Genomic DNA, 17,306 nt, shown 5'->3' on the forward strand with positions numbered 1-17,306 from the left:
CTCCATCTGGCGGCGAGATCCAGCCGTTTGCGCTCTGCGAAGCGCCGCGGCGGGAGGAGTCGCTTGCAGTCCTCACGGAACCGTGGCATGCTGTCGGAAAGCGCTTACCCGAATGGCGGCGCAACGACTTCCCAGAGAACGGACCAGCAATGTCACAGACGACGACCCGCGAGATCGGGATCATCATGAACGGCGTCTCCGGGCGCATGGGCTACCGGCAGCACCTCGTGCGCTCGATCCTCGCGATCCGCGACCAGGGCGGCATCGAACTCTCCGACGGCACCCGCGTCACGGTCAAGCCGATCCTCGTCGGCCGCAGCGAGCAGAAGCTCGCCGAGCTCGCTGCCCTCCACGGCATCGAGGACTGGACGACCGACCTCGACGCGGCGCTCGCCGACCCGCGGTGGGAGATCTACGCCGACTTCCTGGTCACGAAGGCCCGCGCATCCGCGATCCGCAAGGCGATCGCCGCAGGCAAGGCGATCTACACCGAGAAGCCGACCGCCGAGTCCCTCGAAGAGGCCCTCGAGCTCGCGCGCCTCGCCCAGGAAGCCGGCGTCAAGACCGGCGTCGTGCACGACAAGCTCTACCTGCCCGGCCTGCAGAAGCTCAAGCGCCTCATCGACTCCGGCTTCTTCGGCCGCATCCTCTCGGTGCGCGGCGAGTTCGGCTACTGGGTCTTCGAGGGTGACTGGCAGCCGGCTCAGCGGCCGAGCTGGAACTACCGCACCGAAGACGGCGGCGGCATCATCAGCGACATGTTCCCGCACTGGAACTACGTGCTGGAGAACCTCTTCGGCGAGGTGAAGAGCGTCTACGCGCAGGCGGCGACGCACATCCCGGAGCGCTGGGATGAGAACGGCGAGAAGTACACCGCAACCGCCGAGGACGCTGCATACGGCATCTTCGAGATCGAGGGCGGCATCGTCGCCGAGATCAACTCGAGCTGGACCGTCCGCGTCAACCGCGACGAGCTCGTCGAGTTCCAGGTCGACGGCACCCACGGCTCCGCTGTCGTCGGTCTGTTCGGGGCGAAGATCCAGCCGCGCAACGCCACTCCGAAGCCGGTCTGGAACCCGGACCTCGAGGACACCCGCGACTACGACGCCGACTGGCAGAACGTGCCGACCAACGACGTGTTCCTCAACGGCTTCCGCCAGCAGTGGGAGGAGTACCTGGAGTCGTACGTGTTCGGCACCGTCTACCCGTTCGACCTGCTCGCGGGTGCGAAGGGCGTGCAGTTCGCGGAGGCCGGTCTCATCTCGAGTGCCGAAGGACGCAAGGTCGCCATCGAGAAGCTGTCCCTCTGATGGCAGGGCTGACGCTTCTCGCCGCCGACGGGTCCCTGTCCGAAGCGCCGCTGAACGCCGCGGGAGCCTATGCGCGACCGACGGCTCCGCTGCGGAGCCGAGTCGCCTACGCCGCAGCGCACGTCGTGCCGCGCGTCTCGGCCGACAACACTCCGGGTCAGCCGGCCGACATCGACTGGGATTCGACTCTCGCGTTCCGCCGCAACGTCTACTCGTGGGGCCTCGGCGTCGCCGACGCGATGGACACCGCGCAGCGCAACATGGGGCTGGATGCCGCGGCCACGCGCGAGCTGATCTCCCGCAGCGCCGAGGTCGCCCGTGAGGAGGGCGGTTCGGTCGTCGTGGGCGTGAACACCGATCACGTTCTTGATTCCCGCATCTCGCTCGATCAGGTGATCGACGCGTACAAGGAGCAGCTGCACTTCACCGAGGAGCAGGGCGCAGGTCCTGTGCTGATGGCCTCCCGCCATCTCGCCAGGGTGGCGCAGGATGCCGCCGACTACCGTCGCGTGTACCGCGCGGTCCTCGAGACGGCCACGACTCCGGTCGTGCTGCACTGGCTCGGCACCGCTTTCGACCCGGAGCTGGCCGGATACTTCGGCGCGGACGACTGGCAGACGGCATCCCAGGTGCTGCTGGAGATCATCGGCGAGAACCCAGGCAAGGTCGCCGGTGTGAAGATGAGCCTGCTGAACGCGGAGTCCGAGATCTCGGTGCGATCGCAGTTGCCCGAGGGCGTGCGCATGTTCACCGGTGACGACTTCAACTACGTCGGCCTCATCGGAGGCGACACCGTCGGACAGGGCGACAGCCACTCCGATGCGCTGCTCGGCGCATTCGCGGCGATCACTCCGGTGGCATCCGCAGCGATCCAGGCGCTCGACGCCGGCGACCCCGCTCGATACCTGGAGATCCTCGGCCCGACCGAGGAGCTCAGCCGTCAGGTGTTCGCCGCGCCGACGTTCTATTACAAGACGGGCGTCGCGTTCCTCTCCTGGTTGAACGGGCACCAGCCCGCGTTCCAGATGGTCGGCGGCCTGCACTCCGCCCGCAGCCTGCCGCACCTGAGCCGCATCGTCGAGCTCGCGAACGCCTCGCTCGCCCTGGAGAATCCAGAGCTCGCGCGCGAGCGCTGGCACGGGATGCTGCGCGTGAACGGAGTGGACGCATGAGCGCCGCCCACCCGCGTCTGTCGATCAACCAGGCCACCATCAAGTACGCCGACCTCGCCACGGCGCTTCAGGTCACGGCCGAAGCCGGAGTGCAGTCCATCGGACTCTGGCGCGAGCCGGTGAACGCGGTCGGCCTCGACGTCGCCGCGCGGATGCTGTCCGATTCCGGTCTGCGTTTCTCGACCCACTGCCGTGGCGGCTTCTTCACGCTGCCGGAGGGGCCGGAGCGGGATGCCGCGCTCGATGACAACCGCCGGGCGATCGAGGAGACCGCGACACTCGCCGCCGCGGGCGCCGAAGGATCGACGGCCGTGCTGGTGCTCGTCGCCGGCGGGTTGCCGGAGGGGTCCCGCGACCTCGTCGGCGCGCGAGAGCGTGTGCGCGACGCGATCGGCACGCTCGCACCGGATGCGAAGGCGGCGGGCGTGACGCTTGCGATCGAGCCCCTGCATCCGATGTACGCCTCCGACCGTGCCGTCGTCTCGACTCTCGGTCAGGCACTCGATATCGCCGCCGACTTCGACCCCGATGTGGTCGGAGCCGCCGTCGACACGTTCCACATCTGGTGGGACCCGCAGGTGTTCGAGCAGATCGCTCGAGCCGGCCGCGAGGGGCGCATCGCCACGTACCAGGTGTGCGACTGGAAGACGCCGCTGGCCGCGGACGTGCTGCTGTCACGGCACTACATGGGTGATGGTGTGATCGACTTCGGTGCGCTCACGCGTGCGGTGATCGAGACCGGGTACGTCCGCGACATCGAGGTGGAGCTCTTCAACGCCGACATCTGGGCGGATGCTCCCGCCGATGTCGTCCGTCGCACCGCCGAGGCGTTCGGCGCCGTAGTCGCCCCGCACCTGCCCTGACAGGATGAACGTATGACGACGATCAGGCCGGGGCTGTGCTCGGTGACTTTCCGGGAGCTCCCGCCCGAGCGGATCGTGGGGCTGGCGGCGGACGCCGGGCTCGAGGTGATCGAGTGGGGCGGCGACGTGCACGTCCCGCCCGGTGACGCCGTGCGCGCCGCGCAGGTCGCTCGGGCGACGGTGGATGCCGGACTCGCCGTCTGCTCGTACGGCTCGTACTTCCGGGCGGGGTCGGGGGAGGAGCTCACTCCGATCCTGGACAGCGCCGAGGCGCTCGGAGCCGATCGCATCCGTATCTGGGCCGGCCCTGTCGGCTCGGGTGAGGCGACCCAGGCGGACTGGGCCGGCACCGTCGCGCGGCTCCAGTCGGCGACGTCCGAGGCGTCCGCGAGGGGGATCGGATTGGCGCTCGAGTTCCACTCCGGAACCCTCGCCGACACGGCGCCGACGACGCTGCGGCTCCTTGCCGATGTCGGCAGCGCCGCGCTCACCACCTACTGGCAGCCGACGGTCGCGGCGCCCGATGATGTCGCGCTCGCCGAGTACCGCGCGATCGCGGCGCATACGAGCGCCGCGCATGTCTTCTCCTGGTGGCCGACGAATGAGAGGCTGCCGCTGCGCGCCCGCGATGAGCTGTGGAGTCGGTTCTTCGCGGCAGCATCCGCCGCCGAGCGCCCTCCACGCGACGCCCTGCTCGAGTTCATTCCCGACGCCGACCCGGACCTCCTCGCTTCCGAAGCCGCGGCCTTGCGCGGATACCTTTCCCGCTGATCTTCAGAATCGGCGAGGGACGGCGGGTGAACGGCATCCGGTGTCAGCGCACGCGCCCCAGGTGGCGACGGATCCACGGACCGAAGGCGAACATCAGGCCGCCCGCGGCGACGCCCGCGAGGCCGATCACCAGGAAATAGGCGAACTCGCTCGTCGAGTGGTAAAAGCTTCCGATCACGCCGGAGAGCGAGGATCCAAGGGCTGAGGCGATGAAGTACAGCGCCATCAGCTGCGCACGGAAGGCCTGAGGCGCGAGCTTCGTCGTCACCGCGAGTCCGATCGGCGCGACGAGCACCTCGGCGACGGCGAGGATCAGGAGGATGAGGAAGACGTACAGGGCCGGGGTCGTCTTGCCGGTGCCGCCCGCGAACGGCAGGAACAGCAGGAAGCAGATTCCACTGAGCATGATTCCCACGCCGAGCTTCGTCGGCGTGGACGGAGCACGGTCCCCCAGGCGGACCCAGATCGCGCTGGCCATCGCGAGCAGCGGCATCACCCAGACGGTCTCCGCGAGGAACAGCCAGGATGACGGGGCCGTCCACCCGAAGATGTTCCAGTCGATCCGCTCGTCGGAGTAGGCGGCGAATGCCGTGAACATCTGGGTGAACAGAGCAGCGAAGACGGTGATGGACAGGAACATGGGGATGAAAGCCCGGACCCTGGAGCGCTCGTCCTTCGTCACCTTCGGGCTGGTCAGGATGACCACGAAGTACACGACGGCCGCAAGTGAAACGACGATGCTCAGCACCTGCGCAAGGTTCGACAGATTCACCACCCCGGTCAGCAACGCGGCGGCGACGACCGAGGCGGCCGCGACGGCGAGTACGACCGTTCTCGTGATCGCAGTGCGCGGCAGCGGGTTGCCTGGAGCTTTTCCGGCCGTGCCGAGGTTGCGACGGAAAGCCACGTACTGCACGAGCCCGAGGAGCATGCCGACCGCCGCTGCGCCGAACGCGAAGTGGAAGCCGCGCGAGTCGTTCAGCAGGCCGGTCAGCAGCGGTCCGAAGAAGGAACCGACAGTGATGCCGAGATAGAAGATCGAGAATCCGCTGTCCGTTCGCCGGTCATCCCGGGCGTACAGCGTGCCGAGCAGGGACGATGCGTTCGCCTTGAGCGCCCCGGCTCCGATCGCCACGAGCACCAGCCCGGTCGAGACGCCACCGAATTCCGGCAGCAGTGCCAGTGCGACATGACCGAGCATCACGACGAACCCGCCGTAGAAGACCATGCGCTCCATTCCGAGCACGCGATCCGCCAGCCAGCTGCCGAGCATGGTCGACAGGTACACCAATCCTGCGTACGCCCCGACGAATCCCAGTGCGGCGGGCTGCGGGATGCCCAGCCCGCCTTCGTCGAGGGAGTAGTAGAGGTAGTACGGCAGGATCGTCACCATGCCGTAGAACGAGAACCTCTCCCACAGTTCGACTCCGAGGAGGTTGGCGAGGCCGATGGGGTGCCCGAGGATCGTTCGCGGGGGCCGGGCCTCGACTGTCGCGTCGTCTTCTCGCTCTGCAGTCTGGGACATGTTCTTCAACCTCCGGGCTCGGCGTCTCACGGCTGCACTGCCGCGAGCTCATCGATGCGCCGGGAATCGTTGACGAGTTCACGTCGACGGCGCATCGCGATGTACCAAAGTGTGGGCGGTCGCGCCGCCGTCGCCTTGTTGTTGTCGGCCAACATCACGGCGACATTTCATGATTTCCCACAACGGTCGTGGCGCGGCCGCGAGAGGGGCGCCGTGAAAAAGATCAGTTTCTCCATTGAATGGCAACCGTTTGCCAGATACTCTGAGGCGGCACGCTACTGAACGGTAAGAACGTTTACTAATCACGTGGCGCACGAACCGTCGAGAAGCAGTTCCCGCCGAGTAGGAGACACCGATGTCGCACGCTCATCCTTCCGTCCGCAGATCCATCGCCGCGCTCGCCGCGGTGATCGTCGCGATCCCGCTCGGCCTGGCGGTGCAGTCCGCCACTGCTCCGGCATCCGCCGCAGAGCCGGGCATCACCGAGGGTCTCGATCTCAGCGCAGGCAACCGGCGCGCCCCGATCACCGGCCTCTATGACTGGAGCAAGGCCGGCTACCGCGGCGGTGCAGAGCTCCCGAACACCGCCGCCCTCGCCCCCCGCGCGGCATGCGACATCACGGCGGCCGAGATGACCAGCACACACGGCGTGACCGCCGGCGACGGCGTCGATGACACCGCGGGGATCCAAGCCGCGATCGACGCGATCCGCACCGGCTGCTCGCCGACAGCCGGCTTCGACAACCTCAGCCGCATCACGCTTCCGGCAGGGCAGCTCGACGTCACCGGCGAGCTGCACGTCGACGCCGACTACCTCGTCATCCGTGGTGCGGGATCGGATGCGGCGACCGGCACCACGCTCGTCTATCGACCGGATGCCGCCACCCGCTACGACACGATCACCCCCGACGGATCCGAGTGGGACAAGGACGCGATGACCTCGGGTCAGGGCACCGGCGGCTGGCTGTGGCCGGGACGCGGTCTGTTCCGCGTGCAGTCGCGCGGCGTGCACACGGCGTATGCGAGCGACTACGCCGCCGCCCCCGCGAACCGCAAGGACCTCTTCGAGGGCACCGTCAACGTGCACTGGAAGGTCGGCGTCGCGCTGCGCGCCAAGAACGGCGATGCCGGTTACTCCGCCCGTGCCGGTGACACCGTCGTGCACCTCGCCACGACGGGATCGATGACGACTCTCGGGGTCGGCGCTCTCGTCAACATCAGAGCAGCCAACTCGATCAAGTTCTACGAAGAGCAGGAGGCGGTGCAGGCCACGCATCCGCTGCAGAACCTGCACATGCGCCAGCAGATCTTCCGCATCGTCGCGAGCGACTCCACCGCCCGCACCATCACGCTCGACAAGCCGCTCGAATACGACGTTCCGGTGAACTCGACCTCCGACGGATCGGCCGGTATCGGCGGCAAGGTCTATGCCTCGAAGGCATCGCCGATCGTCGATCCCGTCGTCGGCGTCGGAATCGAGTCGCTCGCCTTCACCCAGGTGATCGAGGGGGCGGATGCCGCAGACGCGAAGAACAACTACGGCAACCTTGCTCCCGACCAGGCGATGCACGGCATCGTGTTCAAGTGGGCTGCCGACTCGTGGGTGCGCGGCATCCGCGCGGAGATGACCGGATCGCATCCGATCGTCACCGAAGAGGCGAAGAACCTGCAGATCGTCGACAACAAGCTCGACGGCTCGTGGAACAAGGGCAAGGGCGGCAACGGCTACTTCCGTGGTTCGCGCGTCTGGGACTCGCTCTACGCCGACAACATCTCTCGCAACCTCCGCCACTTCACGTTCCAGTGGGCGGCATCGGGCAACGTCGTGATCGGCAACGATTTCGACTCCGACCTGAACCTGCACGGCGGGTGGGAGCGCAACAACCTCTTCGAGCTCAACAAGGTCACCGTGCCCTATGCGCACCGTTCCGGAAACTGCAGCTCCAACTGCGGTGAGGAAGGCGGCGGCGGGCCGGACGACTCGAACTGGTTCCCGATCTGGTGGGGTGCCGGCCAGAAGGCGGTGAAGTGGTCTGGTTCGTCCGGGCCGATGAACGTCTTCTTCAACAACGACATGAGCAAGCAGCTGGGTGACGACGCGGCGGCCTACACGCCTTATCTGCCCGACCGGCACCGTATTCTCCAGTTCGGTTGGAACGGCACCGGCTGGCACCACCTCGATCAAGGCGGCACCCCGATCACCGACTGGGCGTCTCGCGAGACGCTGGACTACGGAGATGGGCACGGCGTGCATGACGAGTTGACGGATGCTGGGGACTCGCTGTTCCTCAAGTCCGTCACGGGAGGCGGTGGCGGAACGCCAACAGCCACGCCGACGCCGACGCCGACCACGACACCCACGCCGACACCGACACCGACACCGACACCGACACCGACACCGACACCGACACCGACACCGACACCGACACCGACGTCGAACCCGACGGAGACCCTCATCTCGCAGGGGAAGCCGGTCACGGCATCCTCCGTGGAGACCTCCGAGTTCCCCGCGTCCCATGCCGTCGATGGCTCCATGACCACGCGCTGGGCGAGCACGGAAGGCGTCGACCCGCAGTGGATCACAGTCGACCTCGGCACCGGGGCCAAGGTCTCGAAGGTCGTCCTGAAATGGGAGGCCGCCTACGCGTCGAAATACCGTGTGGAGATGTCCACCGACGGCTCGACCTGGACGCCTCTGAAGACGGAGACCGCAGGCAACGGCGGCACGGACGAGTTCACGGGCTTGGCCGGCACGGGCCGGTACCTCCGCGTATTCGGCACCGCGCGCGGCACCACCTACGGCTACTCGCTGTGGGAGCTGCAGGTCTACGGCACGGCAGGAACACCGGGCGGCCCCGTCGACCCGGGCCCCGGTAGCGGTGACATCGTCGATGTCGACACCGCCGCCGAGCTCAGTGCCGCTCTGACTGCGGCCGAGCCAGGGCAGACGATCCGACTCGCGGCCGGCACGTACCGCGGCAGCTTCATCGCCACCGACTCCGGTACGGCGGCCAAGCCGATCACTCTCACGGGTCCGCGCAGCGCGATCATCATCAACAACGGCACGTCCGGGACGCTGTCCGGATGCCCGCAGCCGACATCCGGTTGGAACTCCGGCTACGGACTCTGGCTGTTCGGTGCGTCGTACTGGAACGTGAAGGGCGTCACGGTCGCGGAGTCGAAGAAGGGGATCGTGCTCGACACGGCCACCCACGTCAGCATCGACGGCGTGCTCGTGCGAGACATCGAGGAGGAAGGCGTGCACTTCCGTCGTTCCTCGGCCGACGGGACCATCCGGAACTCGGAGATCACCCGCGTCGGATTGGTCAAGCCCGGCTACGGCGAGGGCGTTTACCTCGGTTCCGCGAACTCGAACTTCGACTGCTACGGAGATTCCAGCGGGCGAGACCGCTCTGACCGTGTGCAGGTTCTCGACAACACGTTCGGGCCCGGCATCGCCGCTGAGCACATCGACATCAAGGAAGGCACCGAGGGCGGCGTCATCCGAGGGAACAAGTTCGACGGCAAGGGCATCTCCGGCGAGAACTCGGCCGATTCCTGGATCGACGTGAAGGGCAACGGCTACCTCATCGAGAACAACACCGGCACCTTCTCCTCGCCGGGCACCTTCGTCAACGGCTATGAGACGCACAACCCGCTGACCGGCTACGGGTGCGGGAACATCTGGCGCTCCAACACCTCGAACCTCGGCGGTGTGGGCAAGTACGCGGTGTTCATCTCGTCGACGTCGAAGTGCTCGAGCAACCCCAACAAGGTCTACGCGTCGAACACCGTCGCGAACGCCGTCACGGGGCTCACGAACGTCACGGTGACACCGTGATGGGTGAGCCTCGTGCGTCAACCCCCACTGAATCAATGAAGATCGGAGTCTGAATGTTGAACATGACACAGCGTGTCGTCGCGGCCGCCGCCGCGGCGGCGCTCTCAGTGACCGGAGCGGTCGTGGTCGGCAGTGCCGCGCACGCGAGCGCCCAGGAAACAGTCCCGGCGACGGCGTTCGGCCAGGCCGGCCCGCTCAGCGCGACCGAGGTCGGTCCGCTCGCCGAGACCCTCATCTCGCAGGGACGTCCCACCACGGCCTCCTCGGTCGAGACCTCCTCCTTCCCGGCGAGCAACGCCGTCGACGGATCGACCACCACGCGATGGGCGAGCGTCGAGTACGTCGACCCGCAGTGGATCACGGTCGATCTCGGCGAGGGTGCGACGGTCTCGCGCGTGCTCCTGAATTGGGAGGCCGCCTACGCCAGCAAGTACAAGGTGCAGATCTCGGTCGACGGCACGACCTGGACCACGCTCAAGGATGAGACGGCCGGCAACGGCGGCACCGACGACATCACGGGCCTCAACGGCACAGGCCGCTACCTGCGGGTCCACGGCACCGCGCGCGGTACGGCCTACGGCTACTCCCTGTACGAACTGCAGGTCTTCGGCAGCACCGGCGGCGGCACTCCCACCCCGACGCCCACCCCGACCCCGACCGTTCCCGCCGGGCAGACCCTCGTCACCTCGATCTCGCAGCTGCAGAGCGCGATCAACAGCTCCGACCCCGGTGACACGATCGTGCTGAAGAACGGCAGCTACAGCGTCTCCTCCGCGGTGAGCCTCGGATCCAGCGCCTCCGGAAGCTCGTCCGCGCCGGTGACCATCAAAGCCGAGACCGTCGGCGGCGTGACGCTGACCGGCGCGTCGAGCTTCAGCTTCTCGAGCGTGCAGTACGTCAGCATCCAGGGCTTCAAGTTCACACAGTCGACGACGATCGACGTGGGCTCGAGCAGCAAGGCGGTGGACTTCGTCCGCAACGAGTTCGCGTTCTCCGACGCGGCGGAGCACAACCTGATCGTCCGCTCGGACGACTCGGAGATCGCGTACAACTGGTTCCACGGCAAGGACTCGCTCGGCGTCTACCTCGGCATCGAGGGCCCCGGCAGCGACACCGTCGCCAAGAACTCCCACATCCACCACAACTACTTCTCCGACCACAACTTCACCGGCACCAACGGCGGCGAGTCGATCCGGCTCGGCACCAGCCCGAAGGCGCTCTCCAGCGGCGGCGCGATCGTGGAGTACAACCTGTTCGAGAACGCCAATGGAGACCCGGAGACGATTTCGGTCAAGTCGAGCGGGCACACCATCCGGTACAACACGATCCGCGACAGCGTCGGCGGCATCGTGCTGCGCCACGGCAACGACAACAAGGTGCTGTCGAACTACATCCTGAACGGTGACAACGGCATCCGCATCTACGGCAACGACCACGTCATCATGAACAACTACGTGAGTGGCATCAGCAACGACGACGGTGCGATCGTCGTCGGCTCGGGCACGGTGCGCGACCACTTCGTGGGCGAGAGCGCCGATTCGCGGAAGAAGTACGATGCCCCCGACCGTGTTCGTATCGGCCTGAACACCGTGGCGAACAACGTCAACGGCCTCGCCGGCGAGACGCACCGCACGGTCAAGCCGCTCAACGTCACCATCGTGGACAACATCTTCCAGGGCGCCACCGGCAACCTCGCAGATGTGCCGCTCATGCAGGACTTCTACTGGCGCGGCAACATCCTGTGGGGCTCGGCCGCCAATGGGAACATCCCGACAGTGGGCTACACGCGGGTGAACCCGCAGCTCGCTCAGGACTCGGCCGGAGTGTGGAAGATCGGCTCGTCGAGTCCCGCGGTGAACGCGGCGTTCATGACCAACCATGGGACCTGGGCCACAGACGACATCGAGGGACGCCAGCGCTCCGGCACCTACGACGTCGGTGCGCATGAGGTCACCAGCAACGCGGCGACCCGCGCTCCGCTGACCACGTCGAACGTGGGGCCGACCGCCCCGTAGTCGCAGGGAGAGATGGAAAAGGCCGGTGAAGATCGATCTTCACCGGCCTTTTCCATCCCTGTGGACGGATGTGCGGTGGGCGCACCGTAGCGGCGGGCGGCGGATGCCGCGACTCAGGCCTGCGGGATGCGGAACGTGTCGTAGGGGATGCGCCGGACCAGGTCGTCGGCGATGTCGGCGGCATCCGCCTCGGTGAGCCGGTGGGTGGCGACGAGGGAGGCCAGGTACGAGGCATCCGCTCTGCGTGCCATATCGTGCCGCGCGGGGATCGAGCAGAATGCCCTGGTGTCGTCGATGAACCCGGAGGTCTTCGCGAAGCCGGCGCTGTCGGTGATCGAGCGGCGATAGCGCTCCATGGCATCCGGAGTGTCCAGGAACCACCACGGAGCTCCGACGTACACGCTGGGGTAGAAGCCGGCGAGCGGAGCGAGCTCTCGCGAGAACGCGGTCTCGTCGACGGTGAACAGCACGAGCCGCAGCTGTGTGTCGGTGCCGAAGTCGTTCAGCGCCCGTCGCAGCGGCTCGGTGAACGTGGTCGGCAGGGGCAGGTCGTGGCCGGTGTCGGCGCCGTGGCGCTCGAGCGTGGGCTCATGGTGGTTCCGGTGCACGCCCGGATGCAGCTGCATCACCATGCCGTCCTCGGCGGACATCTCGATGAGGCGGTAGAGGATGTCGCGGCGGTAGGCCGTGCCCTCGGCGACAGTGGCTGTTCCGCGCAGGCCTGCAGCATGGATGCGCTCGGCCTCGGCGTCGTCCAAGGGGAGAGCCCAGGCATCCGCCACGCCCGTGTCGGTGGCCGTGCCGCCAGCGGCGCGGAAGTACGCGCGACGGGCGCGCAGCGCGGCGAGAAGGCCCGCGTGCGTATCACAGGCGATATCGGATGCGGCGGCGAGGCGATCCAGCGCGGCGATCCAGCCGGTGGCGGCCGGGTCCATGCTGCGGTCGGCCCGGAATGTCGGCAGCACGCGGCCGCGGAACGTCGGATCCTCGGCGAGGATGCGGTGCGCGGCGAGATCGTCGGCAGGGTCATCCGTGGTGGCGAGCACGTCAACGCCGAACCGTTCGAAGAGGGCGCGCGGCCGGTAGGCGTCGTCGGTCAGTCGCTCGGCGATCTCGTCGTAGACGAGGTCGGCCGTGTCGGGGGTCAGCCGGGTGGTGACCCCGAACACTTCGCCGAGCTGATACTCCAGCCAGTACTGCACGGGGGTGGCACGGAACAGGCGCCAGTTCGCGGCGAGCACGCGCCATGCTTCCCGCGGGTCCACCGGCGGCGCCCCCGCGGGGGCCTGCACCTGGCCGAGCGGAACGCCGGCTCCGTGCAGCACCCTGGTCACGTAGTGGTCACCGGTGATCAGCAGGTCGGTCGGCGAGGCGAACGGCGCGTTCTCGGCGAGCATCGCGGCCGGGACGTGGCCGTGCGGGGAGCAGATGGGGGCATCGCTGACGCGGAGATAGAGATCCCGGGCGATATCCCGGGTGGCCGGGTCGCTGGGGAAGAGGCGGTCCGGGTGCATCATCGTGGTCGGCATGCTGTCCTTCGGGGGTCGTGCGCGGCGACGGAACGGTCGTCGCCACGGTTGACGTTACCCGGCCTCGCCCACGATGGCAACCGCTTGCCATAGAATGGTTCCGAAGTCGACGCTGAAGTCGGCGGGGAACACGAGGAGACGGCATGTCGCAGCGTCCACAGGGCATCGACGAACACACCATCGCCCACCTGGGCGTCGGTGCGTTCCACCGTGCACACCAGGCCTGGTACACGCACCGTGCGACCGATCAGGACGATCCGTGGAGCATCGCCGCCTTCACCGGACGATCGCCAGAGCAGGCGCAGATCCTGCAGGCGCGGCAGGGCGCATACACGCTGATCACCCGCAGCGCCGACGGGGATGACTTCACCCAGATCACCAGCATCCGCTCGGCCCATGACGGCGCCGAACGCGCGCAGTGGGAATCCGTGATCGCCGATCCGCAGACGGCCGTCATCACGCTGACCATCACCGAGGCCGGGTATCGGCTCGGGGCCGACGGCCGGCTCGACACCACCGCCGTCATCGACGCCGACCTCCGGAATGCGATCCAGTCCCCGGATGCTCCGATCGCGACGGCGCCGGTGCGTCTCGCTCTCGGTCTCGCCGCCCGCCGCGCGGCAGCTGCGCCGCCCCTCACGGTCATCAGCTGCGACAACCTCAGTGGCAACGGCGAGATCGCGCGGTCCGTCGTGCTCGCTGCGGCCGCCGTGCTCGATGCGACCCTGCCGGACTGGATCGACGAGAACGTCGCCTTCCTCTCCTCGATGGTCGACCGCATCACGCCGCGGACGACGGCTGCCGACGTCACCGCGGTCGAGCAGGCGACCGGCATCCGCGACGAGGGGACCGTCGTCGCCGAACCCTTCTCGGAGTGGGTGATCGAAGACGGCTTCGTCGGTCCGCGACCCGCGTGGGAGCGGGGCGGTGCGCGGCTGACCGTCGATCTCGCGCCGTTCGAGGAGCGCAAGCTGCGCATCCTCAACGGGGCGCATTCGCTGCTGGCCTATCACGGACTGCGCAACGGGTTCGATGATGTGGCCGGCGCCTTCGGCGATCCCTACCTGCGCTCCCTCGTCGAGGACTACTGGGCGATCGCGGCCTCGAGCTGTGCTCTGCCCGCCGATGAACTTGAGGACGCGATCGACGCCACGCGGCAGCGGTTCGCCAATCCGCGCATCCGCCATCAGCTGGCGCAGATCGCACTCGACGGCGCGCACAAGCTGCCGCACCGCATCGTGCCGGTGCTCGAGCACGCCATCCGGTCAGGTGCGGACGCGGAGGTGCCGGCGTCCGTCATCGCCGCGTGGTGCCTGCGTGGCGGTCAGTCCGCCGACGACGCCGCAGCGCTGCTCTCCGGGGTTCAGGACGCATCCGCCGCGGACGCAATGCTCACCGTGATCGGGCGCGAACTCCGTAGGCTGGAGGGTGACCCCACCGGCGCCCCCCGAAGCGCCGGTGCAGTGAGGAGCTGAGCATGGCCGAAGACGGCACCGCCGACGCCGAGCTGCGAGCGGAGCGGGCACCGGCGGCCGGCTCGGAGAGTGTGACGATCTACGACGTCGCCAAGCTGGCCGGCGTGAACCCGTCGACGGTGTCCCGGGCGCTGAACAGGCCGGGCAGAGTCAATGCCGTCACCGAACGGCGGATCCGAGCGGCTGCAGAATCGCTCAACTATCACGTGAATCCGATGGCCCGAGCGCTGCCGACAGGGCGCACCTCGATCATCGGTCTCGTCGTCTCCGACATCACGAACCCGGTGTTCTTCGACGTGATCCGCGGCGCCGAGGCTGCTGCCGCCCGGGCCGGATACACCCTGGTGCTCACCGAGTCCGAGGAGTCGGACGAGCGCGAGTACGAGAGCGCCCAGCGGATGCTGCGCATGGTCGACGGCCTGCTCCTCGCGACTCCCCGCATGTCGGATGACCAGATCCGCGCGCTGGCGCGGCAGAAGCCCATCGCCGTGGTGAACCGACTGGTCGAGGACGTGCTGTCCGTGGTCCCGGACGTGCAGCACGGCATCGCCGAGGCCGTGCGGCATCTGCGCAGCCTCGGGCACAGCCGGATCGCATACGTGCCGGGTCCTCCGCTGTCCTGGATGGCTCGGCACCGCGGCGAGCTGCTCTCCCAACGCTGCGAGTGGGCCCACATCGAGCTGCTGCAGCTCGCACCGGTCGCGCCCACGGTCGTCGGCGGGCGCAGCGCGGCGATGGCGGCCAGGGACAGCGGAGCGACGGCGGTCATCGCGTACAACGACCTCATCGCGATCGGTCTCATGCAGGAGCTCGTCGAGACCGGCATCCGGATCCCGGCGGACATCAGCGTGCTGGGCTTCGACGACATCTTCGGCGCCGACTTCACGTCGCCGCCCCTCACCACGGTCAAGTCGCCGCTGCGGGAGGAGGGCGATCACGCCATGGCTGCGCTGCTCAGCCGGGTGACCGAGGGCTCTCTTCCTCCCGTCGGATTCGACCTGGCGACCAGCCTCGTCGTCCGCGGCTCGACGGGAATCGCCGCCGGCTGAGCGGGCGGCCCTTGCGGCATTCGCTTTCTGCAACGTTTCACAGTGTGGCAAGCGATTGCCAAACGCGGGAGCGAAGTACTTGCCGCTGGCCTCGAAACCGATTCCGGTCGCAGTTCGTGCGGGTGTGGGATGCGGGGGAAGACGTCAAGTGGGACCGGAGCGGCGCGATCGCAGGGGCCGGCATGAGGCCGGGCCGAGGTCGGCGTCTCGGGGGAGGACGCCGACCTCGGTCGCGGGGGGGCTCAGGGGGCGAGCGGTCCCACGTCAGCCGGGGTCAGCGGTGCGCGCTTCGCGATCGCCGAGCTCGACTCATGGCAACCGACGTCGGCGGCGCCGATGCGCTTGCGGCCGCCGATGTCGTCTCGCACCTGGCCGGAGTGATCCTGAGTCGCGGCGTCGATGGCCGGGCTCGATGCACTGATCCGCCACACGTCGGCGGAGTCCCGCTCGAGCTGCGGGTCGACGCGGGTGAAGCCGGTCGTCGGCAGATCTCCGTCGGCGGCAGCGCCCCAGAGAACGTTGCCCGACCAGGTGAAGCCGTTCGACACGGGCACCTTGGCGAGCGTTCCGACGTCGCCCTGGATGATGTTGTCGACGATCACGCAGTCGTTCGGCTCGATCGGCCGGTGCGTCTCTCCGGAGATGCCGCCCGTGTTGCCGACGAAGTTGTTCAGCGCGATGCGGACGCGGTCGGCCGCGTCGTTCTTGTTGCGCGAGTTGGCGGGCTCTCCCTCGTAGTGATCGCGCAGCGTGCCGGCGCCGAGCACCAGTGCCGTGTCTGCCGTCTCGCCGACGTAGTTGTTGACGATGACGTGGTCGTTGCCGTAGATGCGGATGCCGCGCTGGCCGCGGATGATGTGGTTCGACTCCACGACGGTGCGGTTTCCGTGACGCAGCACGATGCCGCCGCCGCTGTCGCGCATGGTGTTGAAGCGGATCGTGTTGTCGCTGGACTTCACCGAGATCGCCTCAGGGTCGCCGTTCGTGCGCTCGAAGAGATTGAACTCGACCAGTGCGTGGGCGCTGCTGAGCGCGCGCGGGCTGACGCCGAGACGGATCGGCTCGCCGCCGTTGTCGCCGGCGAAGCTGTGATCGGAGAAGTAGTTGTGGTGGATGTGCACATTCTCGGCCATCTCGGTCGACCCCGCGCCCTCGACGCCGAGGAAGATGCCGAGCGTCGACTTGCTGTGGAAGTGGTTGTACTCGATGACCGTGTTGTCGGCGCGCACCATCACGCAGTGCATGCCCTCGATATCGGCGAGCACGAACTCGTTGCGGCTGAGCGTGATCGCCGTGCAGCTCGCCGGGATCTCGAACGTCGTCGACTGCGTGAAGACGAAGCCCTGGAGCGCCAGATCGTGCGTGGCATCGAAGGTGAAGCTCTGTGCGCCCGTGAGGGTGACGCCGCCGATCGATGCGGCCATGATCGTGAGCGGCTTGTTCCAGCGGCCGCCGGCGCCGGCGAGGCTGATCGGAGCGCCGTCGGGCACCGCGTAGGTGCCGTCGGCGACGATGATCGTTCCACCGTTGGTCATCGCGGAGATCGCGGTACGCAGCTCGTCCAGCGACGAGACGTGCGAGTACGGCCCGCGACCGGGAAGCAGCGGTGCGATGCGCGAGGCCACGGATGCCGAGGCAGGGCCCCCGAACACGGATGCTCCCGCCTGCTGCGGGATCGCGATCGCTGCCGCACCGGCGACAGCGGACAGGATGAACGTACGACGCTTCATGTTTCCTCCTCGTTGAGGCGGCCCCT

12 protein-coding genes are annotated in these 17,306 nt (G+C 67.9%); 8 read left to right on the top strand and 4 right to left on the bottom strand.

Annotation, left to right across the window (positions count from 1 at the left end):
• Positions 1 to 149: 149 nt before the first annotated feature.
• Genes MRBLWO13_RS07680 through MRBLWO13_RS07695 form a run of 4 tightly spaced genes read left to right on the top strand, consistent with a single transcriptional unit; the run spans position 150 to position 4,116 of the window.
• Positions 150 to 1,310, top strand: coding sequence for a Gfo/Idh/MocA family oxidoreductase (locus tag MRBLWO13_RS07680; protein ID WP_341977612.1), 1,161 nt, complete (start codon positions 150 to 152; stop codon positions 1,308 to 1,310).
• On the top strand, positions 1,310 to 2,482 hold the full coding sequence (locus tag MRBLWO13_RS07685) for a dihydrodipicolinate synthase family protein (protein ID WP_341977614.1): 1,173 nt from the start codon (positions 1,310 to 1,312) through the stop codon (positions 2,480 to 2,482). Before MRBLWO13_RS07680 ends, MRBLWO13_RS07685 begins: the two co-directional genes overlap by 1 nt.
• The gene (locus MRBLWO13_RS07690; RefSeq protein WP_341977616.1) at positions 2,479 to 3,345 is read left to right on the top strand and encodes a sugar phosphate isomerase/epimerase family protein; all 867 of its coding nucleotides are present in this window, start codon (positions 2,479 to 2,481) and stop codon (positions 3,343 to 3,345) included. The genes MRBLWO13_RS07685 and MRBLWO13_RS07690 overlap by 4 nt, the downstream gene beginning before the upstream one ends.
• A 12-nt stretch (positions 3,346 to 3,357) precedes the next feature.
• On the top strand, positions 3,358 to 4,116 hold the full coding sequence (locus tag MRBLWO13_RS07695; RefSeq protein WP_341977618.1) for a TIM barrel protein: 759 nt from the start codon (positions 3,358 to 3,360) through the stop codon (positions 4,114 to 4,116).
• Positions 4,117 to 4,159: 43 nt separating this feature from the next.
• Here the strand turns inward: MRBLWO13_RS07695 and MRBLWO13_RS07700 are convergent, their stop codons facing one another.
• A complete protein-coding gene (locus MRBLWO13_RS07700) occupies positions 4,160 to 5,641 on the bottom strand; it encodes an oligopeptide:H+ symporter (RefSeq protein ID WP_341977620.1) in 1,482 nt (493 codons plus the stop codon).
• Between the two features lie 26 nt (positions 5,642 to 5,667).
• Complete coding sequence (locus MRBLWO13_RS07705; RefSeq protein ID WP_341977621.1) at positions 5,668 to 5,799, bottom strand: hypothetical protein; 132 nt, start codon at positions 5,797 to 5,799, stop codon at positions 5,668 to 5,670.
• A gap of 197 nt (positions 5,800 to 5,996) precedes the next feature.
• Between MRBLWO13_RS07705 and MRBLWO13_RS07710 the strand changes: the two genes are divergently transcribed.
• Positions 5,997 to 9,482, top strand: coding sequence for a discoidin domain-containing protein (locus tag MRBLWO13_RS07710; protein ID WP_341977623.1), 3,486 nt, complete (start codon positions 5,997 to 5,999; stop codon positions 9,480 to 9,482).
• A gap of 62 nt (positions 9,483 to 9,544) precedes the next feature.
• Complete coding sequence (locus MRBLWO13_RS07715; protein ID WP_341977625.1) at positions 9,545 to 11,497, top strand: chondroitinase-B domain-containing protein; 1,953 nt, start codon at positions 9,545 to 9,547, stop codon at positions 11,495 to 11,497.
• Between the two features lie 113 nt (positions 11,498 to 11,610).
• On the opposite strand, the gene uxaC is transcribed toward MRBLWO13_RS07715, so the two are convergent.
• Positions 11,611 to 13,026 carry a glucuronate isomerase gene (uxaC, locus tag MRBLWO13_RS07720; protein ID WP_341977627.1) on the bottom strand — a complete coding sequence of 472 codons (1,416 nt, stop codon included), beginning with the start codon at positions 13,024 to 13,026 and terminating at the stop codon, positions 11,611 to 11,613.
• 143 nt (positions 13,027 to 13,169) lie between these two features.
• On the opposite strand from uxaC, the gene MRBLWO13_RS07725 reads away from it, so the two are divergent.
• Positions 13,170 to 14,501, top strand: a complete 1,332-nt coding sequence (locus tag MRBLWO13_RS07725) for a mannitol dehydrogenase family protein (RefSeq protein WP_341977629.1) — start codon at positions 13,170 to 13,172, stop codon at positions 14,499 to 14,501.
• Between the two features lie 2 nt (positions 14,502 to 14,503).
• Positions 14,504 to 15,550: a LacI family DNA-binding transcriptional regulator gene (locus tag MRBLWO13_RS07730; RefSeq protein ID WP_341977631.1), complete on the top strand. Its 1,047-nt coding sequence runs from the start codon at positions 14,504 to 14,506 to the stop codon at positions 15,548 to 15,550.
• 242 nt (positions 15,551 to 15,792) lie between these two features.
• Here the strand turns inward: MRBLWO13_RS07730 and MRBLWO13_RS07735 are convergent, their stop codons facing one another.
• Complete coding sequence (locus tag MRBLWO13_RS07735) at positions 15,793 to 17,280, bottom strand: polysaccharide lyase 6 family protein (RefSeq protein WP_341977633.1); 1,488 nt, start codon at positions 17,278 to 17,280, stop codon at positions 15,793 to 15,795.
• Between the last annotated feature and the right edge of the window lie 26 nt (positions 17,281 to 17,306).

The sequence above is a fragment of the Microbacterium sp. LWO13-1.2 genome (genome assembly GCF_038397725.1).
Lineage (GTDB): Bacteria > Actinomycetota > Actinomycetes > Actinomycetales > Microbacteriaceae > Microbacterium.